We start from the raw sequence: 17,665 nt of genomic DNA, 5'->3' as shown, positions 1-17,665 counted from the left end.
AAGTTTAAATTAAGGCATCGTAGAAATATATACCCACTTTTAATATAATATAACTATGCCAATCTTGTTATTCATCAGCCAAGTAACATTTAATTTACAATGTAAATGTCAATAAGCTTCTATTTGGTTAAATAACGTAGTTCAGTCATAATAATGTCATATTGAAAATTTTTAAACCAACCCCTAATCGGGAAAAACATTCCCCATTGCAATTTAGAGCACTTTTTTGAAGAACTAATAATTTTACGTCCCGCTATCAGTTTCCAACCACGACATTTTTTATATTTTTTTGTTGCATATTCGTTTTCTCAAGGGATTAATTAAAAAGAAAACTATATTTATGGCAAAAGAATTAAGGATGTATTATATTTTATGTATGGTGATTTTATGGTTACCTGCATGTAAGAAGCAAGCGGTTATAGAAGAAACAAAAACAACTCCGGAAATCACTGTACCAGTGATTCCAAAAGATCCTGATCCCACGCCAACCGATCCAACCTTTACCCAAACCTATGAGATAGGTACTGGTTCTGGGAATTTGACCATTGACGGGAAAACCTTTACAATTAATGGCCCAACGCTTTTCAAAATTAAAGCAGGAAACTATTCAACAATAAACGTGGTGAATTTTGTACAGGATGAAGCTAACCCCGTTTATGTTAAAAATAACGGACTAGTTGAGGTTACCAATGGGCAGTCTGTGTTTTCAAACCTTAGAAATGTTACGTTTTCTGGGGACGGAACCTCAGGTATAACTAATGGGTTTATTTTTAGGGACATTAGCTATAGAGCAATAAAATTAGACGAAAGCCAACCGCTGAATAAGTTCACTTTTCAATATGTATCTTTTAAGAATATTGGAAATCTAGTAATGGTCTTTCTTCGCGAAAAAGTATATGATGGCACCCCTGATTCTTATTCAGAGGATCTAAAGTTTCTTCACATCGACTGTGACAATACCAGTGCTTTACTAGCCTGTGGAGGCTATATTGATGTGGCTAATCCAAAATCGATTACAGGAGTAATCAAGAACCTAGAAGTAGGTTACGTTAATTTTAGAAATTCACCTGGAGTGGGAAATGTTATATATGCTCAGAATGCGGAAAATTATAATGTTCATCATAATGTTGTAAATAATGTTAACACAGATTATACAAGCGGTCATCCTGGAATTTTCATGTTGGGTGGAAATGGGCAATTTCATCACAATCAAATCACTAACCACTACGGAAATGCGATCAGGGCATGGGGACATGCAATTGGGACTACACCTAAAGAAATCCTCATTTACAATAACATTGTTGTAAATTCCCGTAAATATTCAGGTTTTGAGGTCCAGGCCTTTGATTATACTATAATACCTGGAAAAAGCACCTATACCAATGCAAAAGTATTTAATAATACTGTTGGTAATATTAATCTGAATAAAGATTGGCAAGGTAATGTAATTGACGTTTACAGTTTAAATGGTGGGAAATGTGACGTATTTAATAACCTGGCATTTAATCTCTATTCTGTAGGTTCAGATAAGGCATATATAGCAGGTCAGCAATCAGATTTGAAAGCAACTGAATCCAATAACGTTTACTTTAAAAGTTCTAAAGAAGCGGGTCTTGTAGATGAAAGCTCTTTTAAGCTCAGCTCATCTTCACCTGCTAAAGGAACCGGCAGATATGATACGTTGCTAAAAGATGATTATTATGGCACCTCTAGACCATCTTCACCTTCAATTGGCGCTGTAGAGTAGCCTGGACAAAAAAAGAGCTTGATTATATATAATCAAGCTCTTTTTTAGATTATTAAAACTCGTCAAAAAGTATTGTATCTTCCGGAAGATATAGTTGATCAGAATAGGCTAATAAAATAAATTCATCAGACGTATCATTGATAAATATATGTGCAATCTGATTAGGGACGTATAGTGTTTGCGGATGTGAGGATGACAACGGTATGGTCAGTTTCTCTCCCGTTGAAAGATCTACCAGCTTTACTTTACAGGAACCTGTAATCAATGTAAACCATTCATTAGCTTTCGGATGGTAGTGCCCGCCTTTAGCTTCGCCAGGTGTAGCATTGGTAAGGTATACTTCGCCGGTATAACCAGGCAAATTATCCTCCAATCCGTTAATAACTTTTAGAAACCAGCCCCTGCTATCTTCAATTTTTTTTCTTTCGATCAATTTTATTTTTGACTCAAGTATCATTTATTTTATATTTTTATAGAATCAATGGTAATTTTTAATCCTTTTTCTAGTGTATATTTAGGAGACCAACCTAATTCTTTTAAAAGTGAAATATCTGCATCAGATTTCATTAATTCATTTTCACGCATAGCTACAGCGCCAAACTGTAAATCTGAAGTGCTTTTAGATTGTCTTTTTATATTTTCCACTATCTTCCTAATGGTAACACCTTCTCCTGAACCTAAGGGAAGATTAGTATATCCACTAAATCTATTCAGGTTTGCTATTATCGCAAAATAGGCATCAAGAACATCGTCTACAAATATAAAATCTCTGATCTGAATGCCGGCAGTAAGCGGAATATCAGCAACATTAGATTTCATTTTACGAATCATTGCTGTAATAAATTTAGTATCATCATCACCAGGCCCGTAAAAGTGCTCGAGTAAAACGTTTACCGAGGTAATTTGTGCAGAGAAAAACTCCAGACATTCCGAAAATTGATTTTTAAACAACGAATACAGATTGGCAAGATAAGGCAGGGAAGTTCCGGTGTTAATGAAATATTTCACATTATTCGCTACTGCATTTTTAAGAATTAACAACGGAAAATCAAGATTAGCTGATTTTATTTCCAATATGGACTCTCCTTTTCTGCCATATGCTGTCGCCATATGTATTACCAGATCGATCTTGTTTTCAAAAAACAATCTTTCAATACTTTCCTCATCATTGTCATAAAGTTTATAATTACCTTTAAGCGCTTCAATTTGCTTGAGCGATGAGCTTTTTCTTTTGATAATACAGACAGCGTAATCTTCCCTGAATAATTTGTCTAATAAACGACTTCCAAGATATCCGGTAGCTCCTGTTAAAAGGATTGTTTTTATTGTGCCCATAATATATTTTTGTCTGCGGCTTTTTCTGTGTAAGATCTGATTTGTGAAATGCGGCTTTCAAGAACATCCTTTTGACTTAGGTCTACCTGATATCCATGTACTGTAAATTCAACTGTATCATTAAATGCAAGCGTAGGTTTCCACTTTAGTTCATTGACCGCCTTGGATATATCCAATTTTAGCAGATGGGCTTCATGCAGTTTATCATTAAGTTCGGGTGTCTGAATGGAACCGGATTGATGTTTATGAATAAGATTTTCAATTAAATGACCAACAGAGTAATTTGCACTGTCCTCAGGACCAAAGTTCCAGCCACCTGAAAATTCAGCGCTACTGTTATATAGGGCCTCACCCAAGCTTAGATAACCGCTTAGAGGTTCCAATACATGCTGCCATGGACGGGTTGCATTAGGATTTCTAACAAAAATTGGCTCGTTTTTCTGAACGGCTCTAAAAAAGTCAGGGACAATACGATCTGCAGCCCAATCACCACCGCCAATTACATTTCCAGCTCTGGCTGATGCTATTTTACATTCAGAATTTAAAAAAAAAGACTGCAGGTATGAATTTGTGATCAGTTCAGCACAACCTTTTGAAGCACTGTATGGGTCTTTACCGCCCATTGCATCATTTTCTCTATATCCCCAAACCCACTCCCGGTTATCGTAACATTTATCACTGGTGACGTTTATTGCGGCTTTAACTGAACTGTTGCCCCTAACGGCTTCAAAAAAGTTGACTACCCCCATCAGATTTGTTTCAAAAGTATTTACCGGATCTTTATAAGAAAGAAGTACCAGTGGCTGGGCTGCCAGGTGAAATGCGATGTCTGGTTGGACCTCTTCAAAAAATGACTTTAAACCGGCCAAATCTCTTACGTCACCAATACGATGATTGATCTGTTGATCCAATCTGCAGGTCACAAAGTTATCCTGAACAGAATAAGGTTCAAGTGCATAACCGTACACATCAGCTCCTAAATATTTTAGCCAAATGGCTAACCATGAACCTTTAAAGCCTGTATGACCGGTAAGCAACACCTTTTTCCCTTTATAACAATTTTGAAAAGCCATACTTACCAGTTTTTCCATTTAGCAACACCATTGTTCCAGTCTTCTTCGAGCTCGTGTTTATCCCTTAAGGTATCCATTGGCTTCCAGAAGCCTTCGTGTCTAAATGCTACCATTTGGCCTTCCGAGGCAATCCTTTCCATAGGTTCTCTTTCCCAGGTTGTATGATCACCTTCAATATAGTCAAAAATCTCAGGTTCACACACAAAGAAACCGCCATTGATCCAGGATCCATCGCCTTTCGGTTTTTCCAGAAAAGAATGAACTTCGCTTTGATCTCCAATGTTTAACGCACCAAAACGACCAGAAGGCTGCACAGATGTTACTGTACAGAACTTACCTTTTTGTTTATGAAACTCTACTAGTTTGGTGACGTCAATACTCCCAACACCGTCTCCATAAGTGAGCATAAAAGTTTCATTACCTATATGCTGTTTAATTCGCTTAATACGTCCGCCCGTCATGGAATCTACTCCTGTATCTACCAATGTAATTTTCCAGGGTTCTGCATGAGAGTTATGTACATTAATTGAATTGTCTGCAAGATCTATAGTCACATCAGACCTATGAAGAAAGTAATTTGCAAAATACTCTTTAACGATATATCCCTTATAGCCCAAACAAATGACAAAATCATTAAATCCATGGGAAGAGTAAATTTTCATAATATGCCATAAAATAGGCATTCCTCCTATTTCAACCATTGGTTTGGGTTTTAGAACTGTTTCCTCAGATAGTCTTGTTCCTAAGCCTCCTGCTAATAAAACTACTTTCATATTTTATATTAATTATAATTTTGTGAATTGTTCGTCTAGAATGTACAAAGTGCTTGTTGCAAAACTCTGTTGTATCACTTTAAAGCGCCTGAAGTTAACAAAAATAATATAAATTCCTCTATGTCGTAAGATTAGAGTTTTAACATTGAAAAGAATTAAAATGATGTTATAAAAAAATAAAAAACTTACAATCAGCGATATAACATTGTATAAATTAATTAAAACGATTTCTTTTGTTTAACTAAAGGTGTATAGAAAATTTAAAAATATCTATATCTTAGGAACATGAAAGTTGAGGTTAAATATTACTGGCTTGACCTTATAAGGGGCCTAGCTGCATTGGCGGTTTTTTTAGGTCATTTGAGAATTATTACGTTTAAAGACACCCCGACTTACGAACTTGACATTCTGGGCAAACTGGTTTTTTTTGCTACAGGTTTCGGACATATCTCAGTTACCTTGTTTTTTACATTAAGTGGATTTTTGATTATCGGGAGCATTCATGAATCGGTTGCCGCTAAGCGATGGGCTTTTTCCAATTATGCAAACAACAGGTTAATCAGGCTTTGGGTTGTTTTGATTCCTTGCTTGGTTTTAGGCTTGATATGGGATAAGATTGGCCTGACCTTCTTCGGTGACTCCATTTTTTATTCTAACCAATGGAAGTATTTTTTAAACCAGGATTTACCAAGTAAATTAACACCCGAGATATTTATAGGCAACGTCTTGTTTTTGCAGAAAATCCTGGTCCCAACTTTAGGGTCTAATGGCTCATTATGGAGTTTGACCAATGAATTTTGGTACTACGTTACTTTCCCGCTGTTATTTTTTTCTTCATTTAGATATTATGGCAAAGCTACAAGAATGATTTTTGCTATAGCAAGTGTAATGATTTTGTTTTTTGTTGGTAAGGATATTGCTATAAACTTTATTTTGTGGTTAATGGGAGGAATAAGTTACATCATGCTAAAAAAAATAAAAATATCAATATTCGACAATAAACCGGCACTCTTTATTTTGACACTTCTTTTCCTGATCACTATTAGTTTAACCAGGTCAAAATTATATCCTGCAATATTTAACAATTTTTCTATCGGTCTTGTGTTTTCACTTTTGATTCCTTTTTTAACAAGGGCTCAGATGAGAAATCAATTATTAAAAAAGGTTTCTATTTATTTATCAGATGTTTCCTACACGCTTTACTTGGCCCATTTACCAATTATTTATGTAATTACCTCAATGATCTCAGCGCAGAGTCTGGATTGGAGTAACAAGAACTTTCTGATATATCTTGCAATAAGCACTACTGTTTTCATGTATTCCAGGCTGCTATGGTTTTTATTTGAAAAAAACACCAAGAATATCAAGTACTGGATTCAAGCACAACAGACTAAGCTCAATGTGTTAAAACTTAAAAACCAGGAAGAGAAATCATCTAATTCAAAATATTAGACCTAATTTTACACCAAAATGCTACCACTACTTATTAATAACTTACCCCCTAACCCAATACCAGGTTTTATCATCAAATACATATGACTGAACATGCTTATCGCTTTAAAGAAGTTACTTTATTAATTACGCACTACAACAGAAGCAGCTCTCTGGGACGTTTGCTAAATGCTTTTGATAAAATAAACTGTAGCTTTGGGGATGTTGTTATTTCTGATAATGCAAGTGAGCCGGAACATCTGGATTATATAGCGAACCTTAGTAAAATACATAATTTCAGATTAATAACTTCCCCAGTGAATAAAGGTCTTGGAAATAACATCAACAAAGGACAGGATGCCGTAAAAACAAAATATACTGTTTATATTCAGGATGACTTTATTCCACTTCCTTCGTTCCCCGAACATTTTAGGGACGCATTGGAAATCATGGAAGATGATACAAGCTGGGATCTTGTTTCCTTTTATTCTTATGTCCCATATCCATATTTAAAACCTTATAAAAAAGGATATTCAGAAAAAATATTCAAGATTATGCCTTGGTATTCTAATCATCTAAAATTTTATGTATACGGCGATCATCCACATTTAAGGAGAAGCGATTTCTTCACAAAATTCGGCCGTTATCAGGAAGGTGTAAATCTTGACGAGACTGAACGTGCAATGTGTCTTGCTTTTATAAAAAATAAAGGCAAAGCACTATTTTATGATGACCACTATGGACTACTTGATCAGCAAAACTCTGAAAGTGAACCCAGCACTGCTACTTACAGAAAGGAATGGCGCCAGCAAAAAACACCTTTAGTACTGTTCATTAAATGGTTTTATCTGAAGTATAAATTTTTAAAAATTAATTTTCAGTTATTAATAAAGTAAGGTGATTAAGATCCCAAAACAGTATAAAATTATTTCTCCTGATGAGTAATCAAAAAGCGGCCATAAATGGAGCCAAATGGACCACAAGTGCCACGGTTATTACTACAGTTTTTAATTCGCTCCAAATGGCAGTAATTGCCAGAGTATTAGATCCCTCAATTTTTGGCCTAGTTAGCATTTGCACCATCATACTAAATTTTTTTTACATTTTTGCCAATCTTGGTTTTGCTAATTCCATTATTTCAACACAAGAGACAGATAAAAAAAAATTGTCAACAATTTTTTTTGCCAGCCTTGGCATGGGTTTAATTTTCTGCGGAATAATCAATTTAACAGCTCCCTTTGTAATCAGTTTTTATAACCAACCAAGGCTAGCGCAAATCATACCCCTGGCTTCACTTAACTTCCCTCTGGTTTATGGTAGTCAAATCTATGGTATTCTTTTACAAAAGGAGCTTCGCTTCAGAACACTGGCATTCAATGACATACTAAGCGCCAGTGTTGGTATAATAGTAACTATATTTTTAGCGTACAAAGATTTCCAGGAGTTGTCAATTATGTATGGACAACTGGCTCTAGCCGGAACCAGAACGATTACCTACACCATAACAGGGTTAAAATTATTCAGGCCCATTTTATATTTCAAATTAGGTGAAATAAAACAACACCTGCGTTTTGGAGTCTATAGTATTGGAGAAGGCTTACTAGGTTTTGCCAACAGCAATTTAGAAACAATCATAATAGGTAAGTTTATTAGTATGGAAGTTCTTGGCTATTATAATATTGCTTATCAAATTGCCATCTTCCCGCTGTATAAACTCAATCCGATCATCATGCAGGTTACCTTTCCTATTATGGCAAAAATGAAAAATAATGAAGATATGAAAAGAGCCTATCTAAAAATTGTAGATTTCATGACTTTTTGTAATTTTCCATTGCTGGCGGGCCTATTTATTACGGCGGGAACCGTTGTTCCTTTGATTTTTGGACAAAATTTTGCTCCATCAATTCCACTGGTTCATGTAATTGTTTTTACTGGGCTGTTCTCCTGCTTTACTACTCCTTTTTCTGCAATCGCCTTCTCAAAAGGAAAACCTAATCTGTTGTTTATACTAAACCTTTTATCGCTTTTATTTAAACTTCCAATACTTTATTTCTCCGCTAAAAACTATGGGCTGATGGGAATAATCTATGGAGGGTTAATAACTTCAGTATTTGAAGCAGCAGTTTGTGCTTTATTTATACGGTCACTTATAGGAAGCTTTATAATGAAGTTCTTGTCAAATGTATATAAGCCAATTATTTTCTGTTTAATAATGGTCTCCGTAATTGCCTTATACCAACAATTCATAGGGAACATCGGATTTGTTCACACATTCGTCCAGATTGCAATTGGTGGCTCGGTCTATATCGCCTTAACTTTAAGATATAAAATATCATTCGGTGAAGTAATGAATTTAAGAAAATCTTTATAATGAAAGAAACGATAAGTATTGTCGGTGTATGTGGGAATCATTTTGCAGTTCTATTAGCTGCACTCCTGAAATCTTTAGAGTTAAACCATCGTACAGATGAAAACATTGATTTTTATATCATTGACGACAAAATTAGTTACAAGAATAAACTTAAGCTCAATAGATCAGTTGATAAAAAAACAATCAATCTGATCTGGCTAAAGATGTCAGATTGTATTCCTAAACAATTTGACCTGCCCAAAGATAAAAGCACTTATCCGATAAAAATTTACATGAAATTATTTATCCCGTATTTTATGCCTGAACATGTTGAAAAAGTGATTTTTCTAGATGTGGATATGATTATGCTGGAGGATGTCAGTGTACTTTGGAATATTGATCTAAATGGACATCCTATTGCAGCAGCACAAGACCAATTTATTAAGGAAGTGGGCAATTGGGGAGGAATACAGAATTATGAAGATTTTAATCTAACACCAGATACCAAGTACTTCAATACCGGGCTAATCGTATTTGATATTAAAAAATGGCTGAATTTAAATGTAACAGAAAAGGTTCTTGACTGTACAAATGAAAATCAAAAATTTGCCAGCTTCGGAGACCAATATGGATTAAATGCTGTATTGGGTAAGGACTGGTATCAGCTGGATCCATTATGGAACAGATATGCATACTCTGAAGAAGAAAGGCCATTTAATATCCATTTTACAGGTAGAAAACCCATTTATAAAACTTATGAATATAATGAACATTATAAAGAATTGTTCTATAACTATCTCTATCAAACCGAATGGAAAAATTTCAAACCTATAGGAGAAACATCCCGTTATTTGAGTAAGCTAAACAACATACTAAGTAAGCTAAGAAAAATGATATAGCTTTTCGAAACTATAATGAACCTCTTTTTAGTTGCTCCACTGCATAGCTACATGCCCTGGCTGTTAATGCCATATATGTTAAAGAAGGATTTTGACAGGCTGACGACGTCATACAGCTTCCATCAGTTATGAAAACATTTTTCACATTATGAACTTGATTAAATCGATTCAAAACCGATGTATCAGGATCATTACCCATTCTAGCTGTTCCCATTTCATGTATAGTAGATCCTCCAGGTTTGTTATAGTTAAACTTACCAGCCTCAAAACCAGCGCCTTCCAACATCTCCAAACATGTTTGCTGAATGTCATCCATCATTTTTTGCTCATTATCCTGAAATGAAAAGTCAATTTTGACGAGAGGTAAATTCCATTGATCTTTTTTTTCTTGATCAAGTGAAATCTTATTTTCAAAATAGGGTAAACATTCTCCCCATCCTGCCATCCAGACCGTCCATTCTCCCGGAGTAGTCAGTTGAGTTTTAAAATCCTTACCGAATCCAGGAAGGCTATACAATCTATCCATAGACTCCTGTCGTTCACCATCCCCTTGTATATTGTACCCTCTTTTAAAGTTAAGATTTTCGTTCTTCTTCAGATTCCTATACCGTGGAATTAAAAAACCACAAGGCCTTCTACCCTTATAATAGCGATCTTTATAACCCTTATGCACACCATAAGCCCCAGCAGAGGAATGATGATCCATTAAATTATGGCCCAATTGACCGCTATCATTTCCTAAGCCATCAGGAAAACGCGAAGATTTTGAATTTAATAAAATAGAGGCAGTCGCGATAGTAGATGCATTTACAAAAATAATCTTTGAGAAAAAATCCAAATTTTCGTTGGTGTTCGCATCTATTATTCTTACACCTTTTGCTTTTTGGGAACTATCGTCATAAATGATTTCAGTTACAATGGAAAAAGGTCTTAAAGTCAGATTACCTGTTGCAAATGCTGCTGGAATCGTTGAACTATTACTACTAAAATATCCGCCAAAAGGACATCCTCTAGAGCATAAATTACGATTCAGGCAAGGCCCTCTATTATCCCATCCTCTTGTTAGATTAGCGACTCTTGCAATTGTTAACAGCCGGGTTTCGTCATTTTTCTTAATCGATGCAGCTAAATGTTTTTCAATGCAATTGAGTTCCATTGGAGGCAAAAAGTTTCCGTCCGGGAGGTGAGACAGATTTTCCTTTTGTCCACTTACTCCTATATAAGACTCCACATAATCATACCACGGCGCAATATCGTTATACCTGATTGGCCAGTCTATGGCTATCCCTTCTTTAACATTTGCTTCAAAGTCAAGGTCACTTAAACGATAACATTGCCGGCCCCACATTAAAGACCGCCCTCCTACCTGATACCCCCTAAACCAATTGAAGGGTTTATTCTGGATATATGGATGATCCTTGTCAGACACATAAAAATGTTTATTATCTGGTGTATAAATATTGCTGTGCACCGGGTCGCTTTGGCGATCCTGATTGGTATTATTAAAACCATTTTTAAAGTCCCATGGATTCAGCATTGCTGTAGGATAATCCTTTATGTGCTGAACATCCCTACCTCTTTCTAGCAATAAGGTTTTGAGTCCTTTTCGACACAACTCCATAGCCGCCCAGCCTCCGCTGATACCCGAACCAATGACAATGGCATCATAACTATTATTAACTGAATTGCTGATCAACATATTTAAAGTTTAGAAAATTTATTCCCCTTATTTTTGAGCCACAGCCGTTTCTACGGCATGAATAGTAACAGGATGGGCATTATAATCATTATGAAAGTACTTTTTAAATCTTAAAAAATAATTTTCAAATAAATGATAACTTACGATGCTCATTAATATTGAAAGTAATACAATAATAAACGAGGCCAATACAGAAATCAGGCTGCCATGTATAAAATTGCCGGTAGTTATGAATTTACTCACGGTATCTATCAGCAATATATAGATCATGGCATGGTAAACATAAAGGCCGTAAGAATATTTACCAAAAAAGGTCAAGAATCTCCACGAGAAAATCTTCGAAAATATCGTTTTATCAGAAATGGCGTATAACAGTATAGAGCCCCAGAAAAAAGCAACTAATGTAAAGCCAAATCGCGCCATAACGGGGTGTGAAAAAAAGGGGCCGTTAAACATTGCATTAAAAATAATAAAAAACCCAGAAACTATGGTTACCAATACAGTATATTTATTTAATACCTGCTTTTTAAACCTGATTAAAACGGCAATCAAACTGCCAATACATAGCGCATCAAACCTGGCAAATGTATTTACATAATAACCAATATTATTATTGGCAAGCAAAAAAAATCTAATTATCACAGCCAAAATAATGAATGAAATAATTGTTATGATCAGCGGTTTAATTTTTAAATTTTTAACTATGAAGGGCCAGAATATATAAAACTGTTCTTCAACCGCCAAAGACCAAAAATGTCCTAATATTGCATTCTCTTCAGAAAATTTCCCAGTAAATGTAATTTGCCAGTTTTGGAGATAAAGCCAATAGTATGGGTTTGGAATAATAAATTTAAAATCAGTATTGAAAAAAGAGAGGTATGATGAAATTGTGATGATAAACAGCACTAAATAATACAGTGGAAAAATTCTTAAAACTCGCTTGCCAAAAAAATTCCTGTAATAATCTTTTTTATGTTTTACATCTATTAGTATTCCAGTGATTAAAAACCCTGATAAGACAAAAAACAGGTCTACCCCCATCCATCCAAAATAGGACAGTTTCGTAAATCCGAAACAATGAAAAAAAACAACCAGCAAAACCGCGAAACCTCTTAAGCCATCCAGTGCCAAAATCTTTTTTTTTGAATCAATGTAATCAACATCAAAATGGCTTAACTTACTAAGTAATTTCATAATTCAAATTTTGCTAATTGCGTTAATTTCATTTTGTAGCCCATGATCTTTGATTGGGTTTTAAAGGGATGCAGGCTTCGTAGTTAACCGGTACATAGTCATAAACTAATCCCTGGGTTGCCCCAACCTGGGATAGACAATATCCCTCTACAGTAAGATTTTTGAGCTTGGTAAAGAAAGGTTGGCCTAGAAATTTATTAGTTATTTTATTAAGGAGTGGATAGCTATAGGAATCTTTGTGCTCAAAATACTCCAGTATATTATTTCTTTCTTTTGAATCACATTCAAAAAAACTTTTTCCATACGTGTCCAGCGTATAATCTTCAAGATCTCTTAATCCGTTCAGAAATTTATTTTGCTCCTTATTACCAACGCAATTTAACATTACATTTATGATAAACTCATGTACCCGGGCATCCTTGGCCCCTGGGATATCTGTTTTGGGAATAATCGTTTCAGCCAATTCTGCGATGAGATTTTTATGGGACATAAGAGCCTTCAAATCAACTTTTTGATTTAATCCAATCCATTTAAAAACAGGAATAGAAGAAATGCCAATTAAACTTATGCCCAAAAGTGCTTTAATCGTAGTCCTTCTTCTCATTAATTGAATATAGTCTCTGTGGTGAATCACTGGTAAATATAAATATAATGTGTTAGAAAAAACATAATAATAAAAATGTGTTCAATGTTATTGCTTTTATTAGCATCTTTATTTCCAATTTATAACACAGAATAAATATTTTATGAAACTCTTTAATAATCCTTCTTTGTTAAAAGATTTTAATTACCCATATGAAAAATTCGAAGATGTCCCGCAACAGGTCTTTGATTTGGTTAATCAAGATCTGGATAAAATAAGTAGCGACAATCCAACGGTAACTATTCTCATAGCTGCTTGGAATGAAGAGATTAATATTTTAAGATGTGTTGCCAGTTTATCTAAAACATTATGTAATTATCCAATAGAAATTATAGTCGTCAACAATAATTCTAAAGATAAAACACAGGCAACGATTGACAAACTTCATGTAAAGGGGCTTTTTGAAGAAAAACAAGGATGTGGCCCCGCAAGGCAGTGGGGACAAATTAATGCAAAAGGAAAATACGTGCTGCTTGCGGATGCAGATTGTTTTTACCCTTCCTGTTGGGTTGAAGAAATGATTAAAATATTAAAAAAGCCTGATGTAGTATGTGTTTATGGACGATACTCTTTCATCAGCGAACCTGGCTTTCCGCGATGGAAGCTTTTTATTCTGGAAAAATTAAAGGACATTATATCGGAATTCAGGCAATTAAACAGGCCATATTTTAATGCTTATGGCATAAGCATGGGCTATATTAGAGAATTGGGGCTAAAAGTAGGGTTTATCAATGACAACTTTTGGGGCGACGACGGACAGTTGTGTTTAGGTTTGATGAAATATGGAAAAATAAAACAGGTAAGATCCAATAAAGCAAGAGCCTGGACAGGTACCCGAACTCTGCAGAGGGGCGGACATAATTTTTCAAAAGCGCTGACTTCGAGAATTGTTAAAGAATTTAATAGGTTTTTTAGTAATTTCAATTCAAAACTTCCTGATGATTCCTATAGAAAAACATCTTGATACTTATTTGCGAGTAATAACATTATAAACCTCCTCAATTTTTCTTGTCATTTTAGCTACATTAAAATCCGCCAATATTGTTTTTCCTGCATTTCCCCCCAATCGTTTCCTGAGTTGCTCGTCTGTAGATAATAAGACCAAAGCTTCTGCTAACTTTTCTGGATTTTGAACAGGGACCAGGATTCCGTTCTCCATGCTCTTTATAACTTCCTTGGCACCATCAATCGCAGTAACAATTACAGCTTTATGCATTGCCATTGCTTCCAGCATTCCAATTGGCAGGCCCTCCCAAAGCGATGGTAAACAATAAATATCAACTGCATTTAAAATGTTAGGTACGTCCTGACGAAAGTCCAAAAATATTATCCTTGAATAAATACCTAACTCTTTTGCCAATTTAATAGCATCTAATTTTAGCTCGCCATCACCTACAAATAAAAATTTGATATTTACATCTCCAGGTATTAAAGCAATTGCTTTTACTAACGTTAATGGATCTTTCTGTTTTGTCATCCTCACCACATAGCCTACCAGAATATCATCCGCTTCGATACCTAATTCCTGTCTTACATTATCATATCGATTATACGGGTTAAATTTTTCAAGATTTATTCCATACCTGATAACTTTAGCTCTGTCCATTGGAAATTCATTCCGCGCATCTTTCAAGTTATTCTCTGACACACATATTGTCAGATCTGCATTTTTCACAAGATGCTTCTCTCCTAATATTCTTAGGTTTCTCAACAAAAAACCCTGATCTGGATGAAACGACCATCCATGAACGGTATAAACTACTGGAATGCCTAATCGCATTGCACTCTTATAAGTATTGGAGTTTGCCCTGGTGCCATGTGCATGAACCACATCTATATTTTCTTGTTCCAGAATCGCTTTCACTCCAGACCATTTCGTAAAGTCAAAGGGCCGTTCAGTTTCTATAACATATGTTTTTATCCCCATCGACTGCATCTTATCAACCATGGGGCCATACGTAAATGACAACACCACACTTTCGTAATGATCTTTATTTAGTTCCTGCACAAGATCCAGAACATGGGACTCGCCGCCGCCAATTTTACCTTGTCGGATAGTTTGCAATATTTTGATTTTTTTGTTTGTATCCATTCCTTCTGGAGTCTATTTGATTAAGATTTTAAATCTTCAATTTCAGATTGATATTCATGCTTGGTGGCTACCGATAGCTTATTGGCATTGTTGGCTTTAAGCAAAGCCGATAACTGGTAATATATAAATTTTGGTGCGTTTTTTAATGATTTATAAATTCTTTCATCAGCCTGAAAATAACCCAAAGCTTTATAAAATATAAAAACAAAAAGAAAAGATCCAAAAATCCAACCGATTAGTAATTCCGGAAAGATAAAAATATCCAACATTCCAAATAGACCACAGACCATTAAAAGTAAAAATAGCGGAGGGCGTAGTAACATCAGACTAAAAAGAAACTGATTGACGTTTAGGCTAACTATTGCTCTTACATTCATTTTAACGCCGAGTACAAAAAATTTAAACCATGTATTGATCCATCTTGCTCTTTGTTTCACCAACTGATCAGATTTCGCTGTTTTCTCATCATAAACGACTGCTTTTTCGGCGAATGCAATGGTTAATTTTCTCTTAAGAAGCTCATATTGCAGTATTTTGTCAAAGCCTGCCCCTCCAATTTGCAAGTGGCCCAAACAAGTTTTATAAACAGCGGTTGTAAAGGCCATTCCAGATCCGGCTAATGATGCCGAAGATCCAGCATCAAATAAAAGCTTTCTATCAATGAATCTATAATAGATATCACCAGCTTCATCAAGACAAGCGTACTGGGAATTCAAATTTTTAGCTCTTCTTACCCCTTGAACGGCACAGTAGCCCTGTTCAAATAATTTATTTAATTCATTTAAATATTCTGAATCAACCAAATTGTCACTATCAATAATTGTCAGTCTTTCGTGTGCTCTTTTAAAATGATCTATTGCATAAAAATGTGATTTAATATTACTGGCCAGTGTAGTTTCTGGCCTTAGTAAAATTACCTTTGGATTAGAAATTGAAAGTGAAGATATGTCACAATTATCAGCTACGACATAGATTAAATAATTACCATAATTTAATTCAAGTAATGAATTAACTACCGGTAAAATAAGATTAACCTGTTCGTATGCAGTAACGATAATTGCGTAGTCAACATCATTGACGGGTAAGTTTGTCAGGGCCGTTCTATTTTTCCTGAACAGACAGATAATGTACAAAATAAAAGGATAAATCAAATGAAATCCAATAAGGCATTGAATTACCATAAAAAAAACAGACCAGCTAACACTCATTTGAAAGATATTAAACTTTAAGAATTTTCACAATTTCCTTTGACATTTTTTTAACACTTTCCTGCCAGGTATGGGTTAATGCGAAAGCCTTTCTTGCCAAAATTGAATCGTTAGCCTTATCTTCTGCAAGAGCCAACCTAATTAATGGAACGTACGCATCAGCTGTATCGGCAAGATATACAAAATCTGCAAAAAACTCCATTGTTTTTGTTTTGGTAGCTACAACTGCCTTTCCCATGGCCAAATATTCATCAATTTTCCGTGGATAATTTCCAATAGTAATTTTATTTAATATTTGTGGATTGATGCATACATCAAATGAGTTAATATAGGCAGGCAACACGTCAACTGGCTTTAAACCTGTAAAAATAACATTTTGAGAATCATGCAACCTGCTAACCTTAAACTGCTGATCCTCAGGACCAACTAACACCACCATACATTCAGGAAAGCTGTCTGCAATTTGCTCTATAACTTGTATATCCAGGCGTTCGCTATTAAGAGACCCCACATACCCAATTGTTTTCCGCCCGATATCCCTTAATTCATCAGGAACATCATTATTTACACTTATAAATTCCTGAACATCACATCCTTGACCAACATTGAATGAATTCTGGTTAAACGAACTACAGTATTCAGCCAGATACGCTGAATTGCTAAAACATAAATCGCTTTTTGCAATTAGTCGTGCCTCAAGTTTTACCCCATGTTTTCTCCAGTAATCAACACCTATCATGTAATCTCTTGAATAATAAATACTTAGTGAAGGATTTAACAAATCTTTCAGATAATATCCTTTAAATATTTCATTGTCATTAAATAAAATAAAATTGCTAAAGCCAAGTTGTTTAATAGCCTTTATTATAGAAATAGAGAATTTCCAGTTATTAAGCCGATTTATCAAATTAAATAAGAAGTGACTATTTAACCAATTAATAGATTCAACCATACAATCAGGATAATAGTTCCATAGGTTATCTTTAATCTTAATTAGCCCCTGTTCCTTTCCTTTTATAATGTTAATTCTTTTTTTTATCTTTTGATCGTTTTTATTCCTGAAAAGTGTGATTCTATCTAAAGGAGAATTGATATATAATACCCGATTTGTTTTGCTGAATTCCAAAGCAATATCCTTACAATTACTTCCAATTTCAGTGTCCCACGGTTGCTGACCAATTATTATAATATCATTCTTAAAATCCATTTATCAAAATTATT

At 34.8% G+C, this 17,665-nt stretch carries 16 protein-coding genes; 6 read left to right on the top strand and 10 right to left on the bottom strand.

Features of this window, described 5'->3' with window-relative positions:
* The first annotated feature begins 340 nt into the window (after positions 1 to 340).
* Positions 341 to 1,747 carry a hypothetical protein gene (locus tag R2Q85_RS03060; RefSeq protein WP_316810272.1) on the top strand — a complete coding sequence of 469 codons (1,407 nt, stop codon included), beginning with the start codon at positions 341 to 343 and terminating at the stop codon, positions 1,745 to 1,747.
* Positions 1,748 to 1,799: 52 nt separating this feature from the next.
* Here R2Q85_RS03060 and R2Q85_RS03055 read toward each other — a convergent pair whose 3' ends face one another.
* From R2Q85_RS03055 to rfbF, 4 genes are read right to left on the bottom strand one after another with little or no spacing between them, the layout of a single operon-like run.
* Positions 1,800 to 2,204 (bottom strand): WxcM-like domain-containing protein, encoded by a 405-nt coding sequence (locus R2Q85_RS03055; RefSeq protein WP_316810271.1) that lies wholly within the window; start codon positions 2,202 to 2,204, stop codon positions 1,800 to 1,802.
* 5 nt (positions 2,205 to 2,209) lie between these two features.
* Positions 2,210 to 3,082, bottom strand: a complete 873-nt coding sequence (locus R2Q85_RS03050) for an NAD(P)-dependent oxidoreductase (protein ID WP_316810270.1) — start codon at positions 3,080 to 3,082, stop codon at positions 2,210 to 2,212.
* Positions 3,070 to 4,155 (bottom strand): CDP-glucose 4,6-dehydratase, encoded by a 1,086-nt coding sequence (gene rfbG, locus R2Q85_RS03045; protein ID WP_316810269.1) that lies wholly within the window; start codon positions 4,153 to 4,155, stop codon positions 3,070 to 3,072. The genes R2Q85_RS03050 and rfbG overlap by 13 nt, the downstream gene beginning before the upstream one ends.
* Before the next feature lie 2 nt (positions 4,156 to 4,157).
* Positions 4,158 to 4,928 carry a glucose-1-phosphate cytidylyltransferase gene (gene rfbF, locus R2Q85_RS03040; protein ID WP_316810268.1) on the bottom strand — a complete coding sequence of 257 codons (771 nt, stop codon included), beginning with the start codon at positions 4,926 to 4,928 and terminating at the stop codon, positions 4,158 to 4,160.
* A 285-nt stretch (positions 4,929 to 5,213) separates the two neighbouring features.
* On the opposite strand from rfbF, the gene R2Q85_RS03035 reads away from it, so the two are divergent.
* The 4 genes from R2Q85_RS03035 (at position 5,214) to R2Q85_RS03020 (ending at position 9,608) form a co-directional block, all read left to right on the top strand.
* The gene (locus R2Q85_RS03035) at positions 5,214 to 6,380 is read left to right on the top strand and encodes an acyltransferase (protein WP_316810267.1); all 1,167 of its coding nucleotides are present in this window, start codon (positions 5,214 to 5,216) and stop codon (positions 6,378 to 6,380) included.
* 83 nt (positions 6,381 to 6,463) lie between these two features.
* Complete coding sequence (locus tag R2Q85_RS03030; protein WP_316810266.1) at positions 6,464 to 7,255, top strand: glycosyltransferase family 2 protein; 792 nt, start codon at positions 6,464 to 6,466, stop codon at positions 7,253 to 7,255.
* A 41-nt stretch (positions 7,256 to 7,296) separates the two neighbouring features.
* Positions 7,297 to 8,730, top strand: a complete 1,434-nt coding sequence (locus R2Q85_RS03025) for an MOP flippase family protein (protein ID WP_316810265.1) — start codon at positions 7,297 to 7,299, stop codon at positions 8,728 to 8,730.
* Positions 8,730 to 9,608: a glycosyltransferase family 8 protein gene (locus R2Q85_RS03020; protein ID WP_316810264.1), complete on the top strand. Its 879-nt coding sequence runs from the start codon at positions 8,730 to 8,732 to the stop codon at positions 9,606 to 9,608. The genes R2Q85_RS03025 and R2Q85_RS03020 overlap by 1 nt, the downstream gene beginning before the upstream one ends.
* Positions 9,609 to 9,618: 10 nt before the next feature.
* On the opposite strand, the gene R2Q85_RS03015 is transcribed toward R2Q85_RS03020, so the two are convergent.
* Genes R2Q85_RS03015 through R2Q85_RS03005 form a run of 3 tightly spaced genes read right to left on the bottom strand, consistent with a single transcriptional unit; the run spans position 9,619 to position 13,135 of the window.
* Positions 9,619 to 11,307, bottom strand: a complete 1,689-nt coding sequence (locus tag R2Q85_RS03015; RefSeq protein ID WP_316810263.1) for a GMC family oxidoreductase — start codon at positions 11,305 to 11,307, stop codon at positions 9,619 to 9,621.
* A 27-nt stretch (positions 11,308 to 11,334) separates the two neighbouring features.
* The gene (locus tag R2Q85_RS03010; protein ID WP_316810262.1) at positions 11,335 to 12,501 is read right to left on the bottom strand and encodes an acyltransferase; all 1,167 of its coding nucleotides are present in this window, start codon (positions 12,499 to 12,501) and stop codon (positions 11,335 to 11,337) included.
* Between the two features lie 28 nt (positions 12,502 to 12,529).
* A complete protein-coding gene (locus tag R2Q85_RS03005) occupies positions 12,530 to 13,135 on the bottom strand; it encodes a gluconate 2-dehydrogenase subunit 3 family protein (protein WP_316810261.1) in 606 nt (201 codons plus the stop codon).
* Positions 13,136 to 13,247: 112 nt separating this feature from the next.
* Here R2Q85_RS03005 and R2Q85_RS03000 point away from each other — a divergent pair, with 112 nt between their 5' ends.
* Entirely contained in the window at positions 13,248 to 14,108 is an 861-nt protein-coding gene (locus R2Q85_RS03000; RefSeq protein WP_316810260.1) for a glycosyltransferase family 2 protein, read from the top strand.
* 3 nt (positions 14,109 to 14,111) lie between these two features.
* Here the strand turns inward: R2Q85_RS03000 and R2Q85_RS02995 are convergent, their stop codons facing one another.
* Genes R2Q85_RS02995 through R2Q85_RS02985 form a run of 3 tightly spaced genes read right to left on the bottom strand, consistent with a single transcriptional unit; the run spans position 14,112 to position 17,651 of the window.
* Positions 14,112 to 15,236, bottom strand: coding sequence for a glycosyltransferase family 4 protein (locus R2Q85_RS02995; protein ID WP_316810259.1), 1,125 nt, complete (start codon positions 15,234 to 15,236; stop codon positions 14,112 to 14,114).
* 20 nt (positions 15,237 to 15,256) lie between these two features.
* Positions 15,257 to 16,444, bottom strand: a complete 1,188-nt coding sequence (locus tag R2Q85_RS02990; protein WP_316810258.1) for a glycosyltransferase — start codon at positions 16,442 to 16,444, stop codon at positions 15,257 to 15,259.
* 10 nt (positions 16,445 to 16,454) lie between these two features.
* Positions 16,455 to 17,651 carry a glycosyltransferase gene (locus R2Q85_RS02985; RefSeq protein WP_316810257.1) on the bottom strand — a complete coding sequence of 399 codons (1,197 nt, stop codon included), beginning with the start codon at positions 17,649 to 17,651 and terminating at the stop codon, positions 16,455 to 16,457.
* Positions 17,652 to 17,665: the final 14 nt, after the last annotated feature.

The sequence above is a fragment of the Pedobacter heparinus genome, assembly GCF_032678725.1.
Taxonomy (GTDB): Bacteria; Bacteroidota; Bacteroidia; order Sphingobacteriales; family Sphingobacteriaceae; genus Pedobacter; species Pedobacter heparinus_A.
This window is presented reverse-complemented; position numbering and strand designations above follow the sequence as displayed.

Coding starts and splice junctions, on each gene's coding strand:
- R2Q85_RS03060 (WP_316810272.1), top strand. CDS start 341: ATGGCAAAAGAATTAAGGATGTATTATATTTTATGTATGGTGATTTTA.
- R2Q85_RS03055 (WP_316810271.1), bottom strand. CDS start 2,204: ATGATACTTGAGTCAAAAATAAAATTGATCGAAAGAAAAAAAATTGAA.
- R2Q85_RS03050 (WP_316810270.1), bottom strand. CDS start 3,082: ATGGGCACAATAAAAACAATCCTTTTAACAGGAGCTACCGGATATCTT.
- rfbG (WP_316810269.1), bottom strand. CDS start 4,155: ATGGCTTTTCAAAATTGTTATAAAGGGAAAAAGGTGTTGCTTACCGGT.
- rfbF (WP_316810268.1), bottom strand. CDS start 4,928: ATGAAAGTAGTTTTATTAGCAGGAGGCTTAGGAACAAGACTATCTGAG.
- R2Q85_RS03035 (WP_316810267.1), top strand. CDS start 5,214: ATGAAAGTTGAGGTTAAATATTACTGGCTTGACCTTATAAGGGGCCTA.
- R2Q85_RS03030 (WP_316810266.1), top strand. CDS start 6,464: ATGACTGAACATGCTTATCGCTTTAAAGAAGTTACTTTATTAATTACG.
- R2Q85_RS03025 (WP_316810265.1), top strand. CDS start 7,297: ATGAGTAATCAAAAAGCGGCCATAAATGGAGCCAAATGGACCACAAGT.
- R2Q85_RS03020 (WP_316810264.1), top strand. CDS start 8,730: ATGAAAGAAACGATAAGTATTGTCGGTGTATGTGGGAATCATTTTGCA.
- R2Q85_RS03015 (WP_316810263.1), bottom strand. CDS start 11,307: ATGTTGATCAGCAATTCAGTTAATAATAGTTATGATGCCATTGTCATT.
- R2Q85_RS03010 (WP_316810262.1), bottom strand. CDS start 12,501: ATGAAATTACTTAGTAAGTTAAGCCATTTTGATGTTGATTACATTGAT.
- R2Q85_RS03000 (WP_316810260.1), top strand. CDS start 13,248: ATGAAACTCTTTAATAATCCTTCTTTGTTAAAAGATTTTAATTACCCA.
- R2Q85_RS02995 (WP_316810259.1), bottom strand. CDS start 15,236: ATGGATACAAACAAAAAAATCAAAATATTGCAAACTATCCGACAAGGT.
- R2Q85_RS02990 (WP_316810258.1), bottom strand. CDS start 16,444: ATGAGTGTTAGCTGGTCTGTTTTTTTTATGGTAATTCAATGCCTTATT.
- R2Q85_RS02985 (WP_316810257.1), bottom strand. CDS start 17,651: ATGGATTTTAAGAATGATATTATAATAATTGGTCAGCAACCGTGGGAC.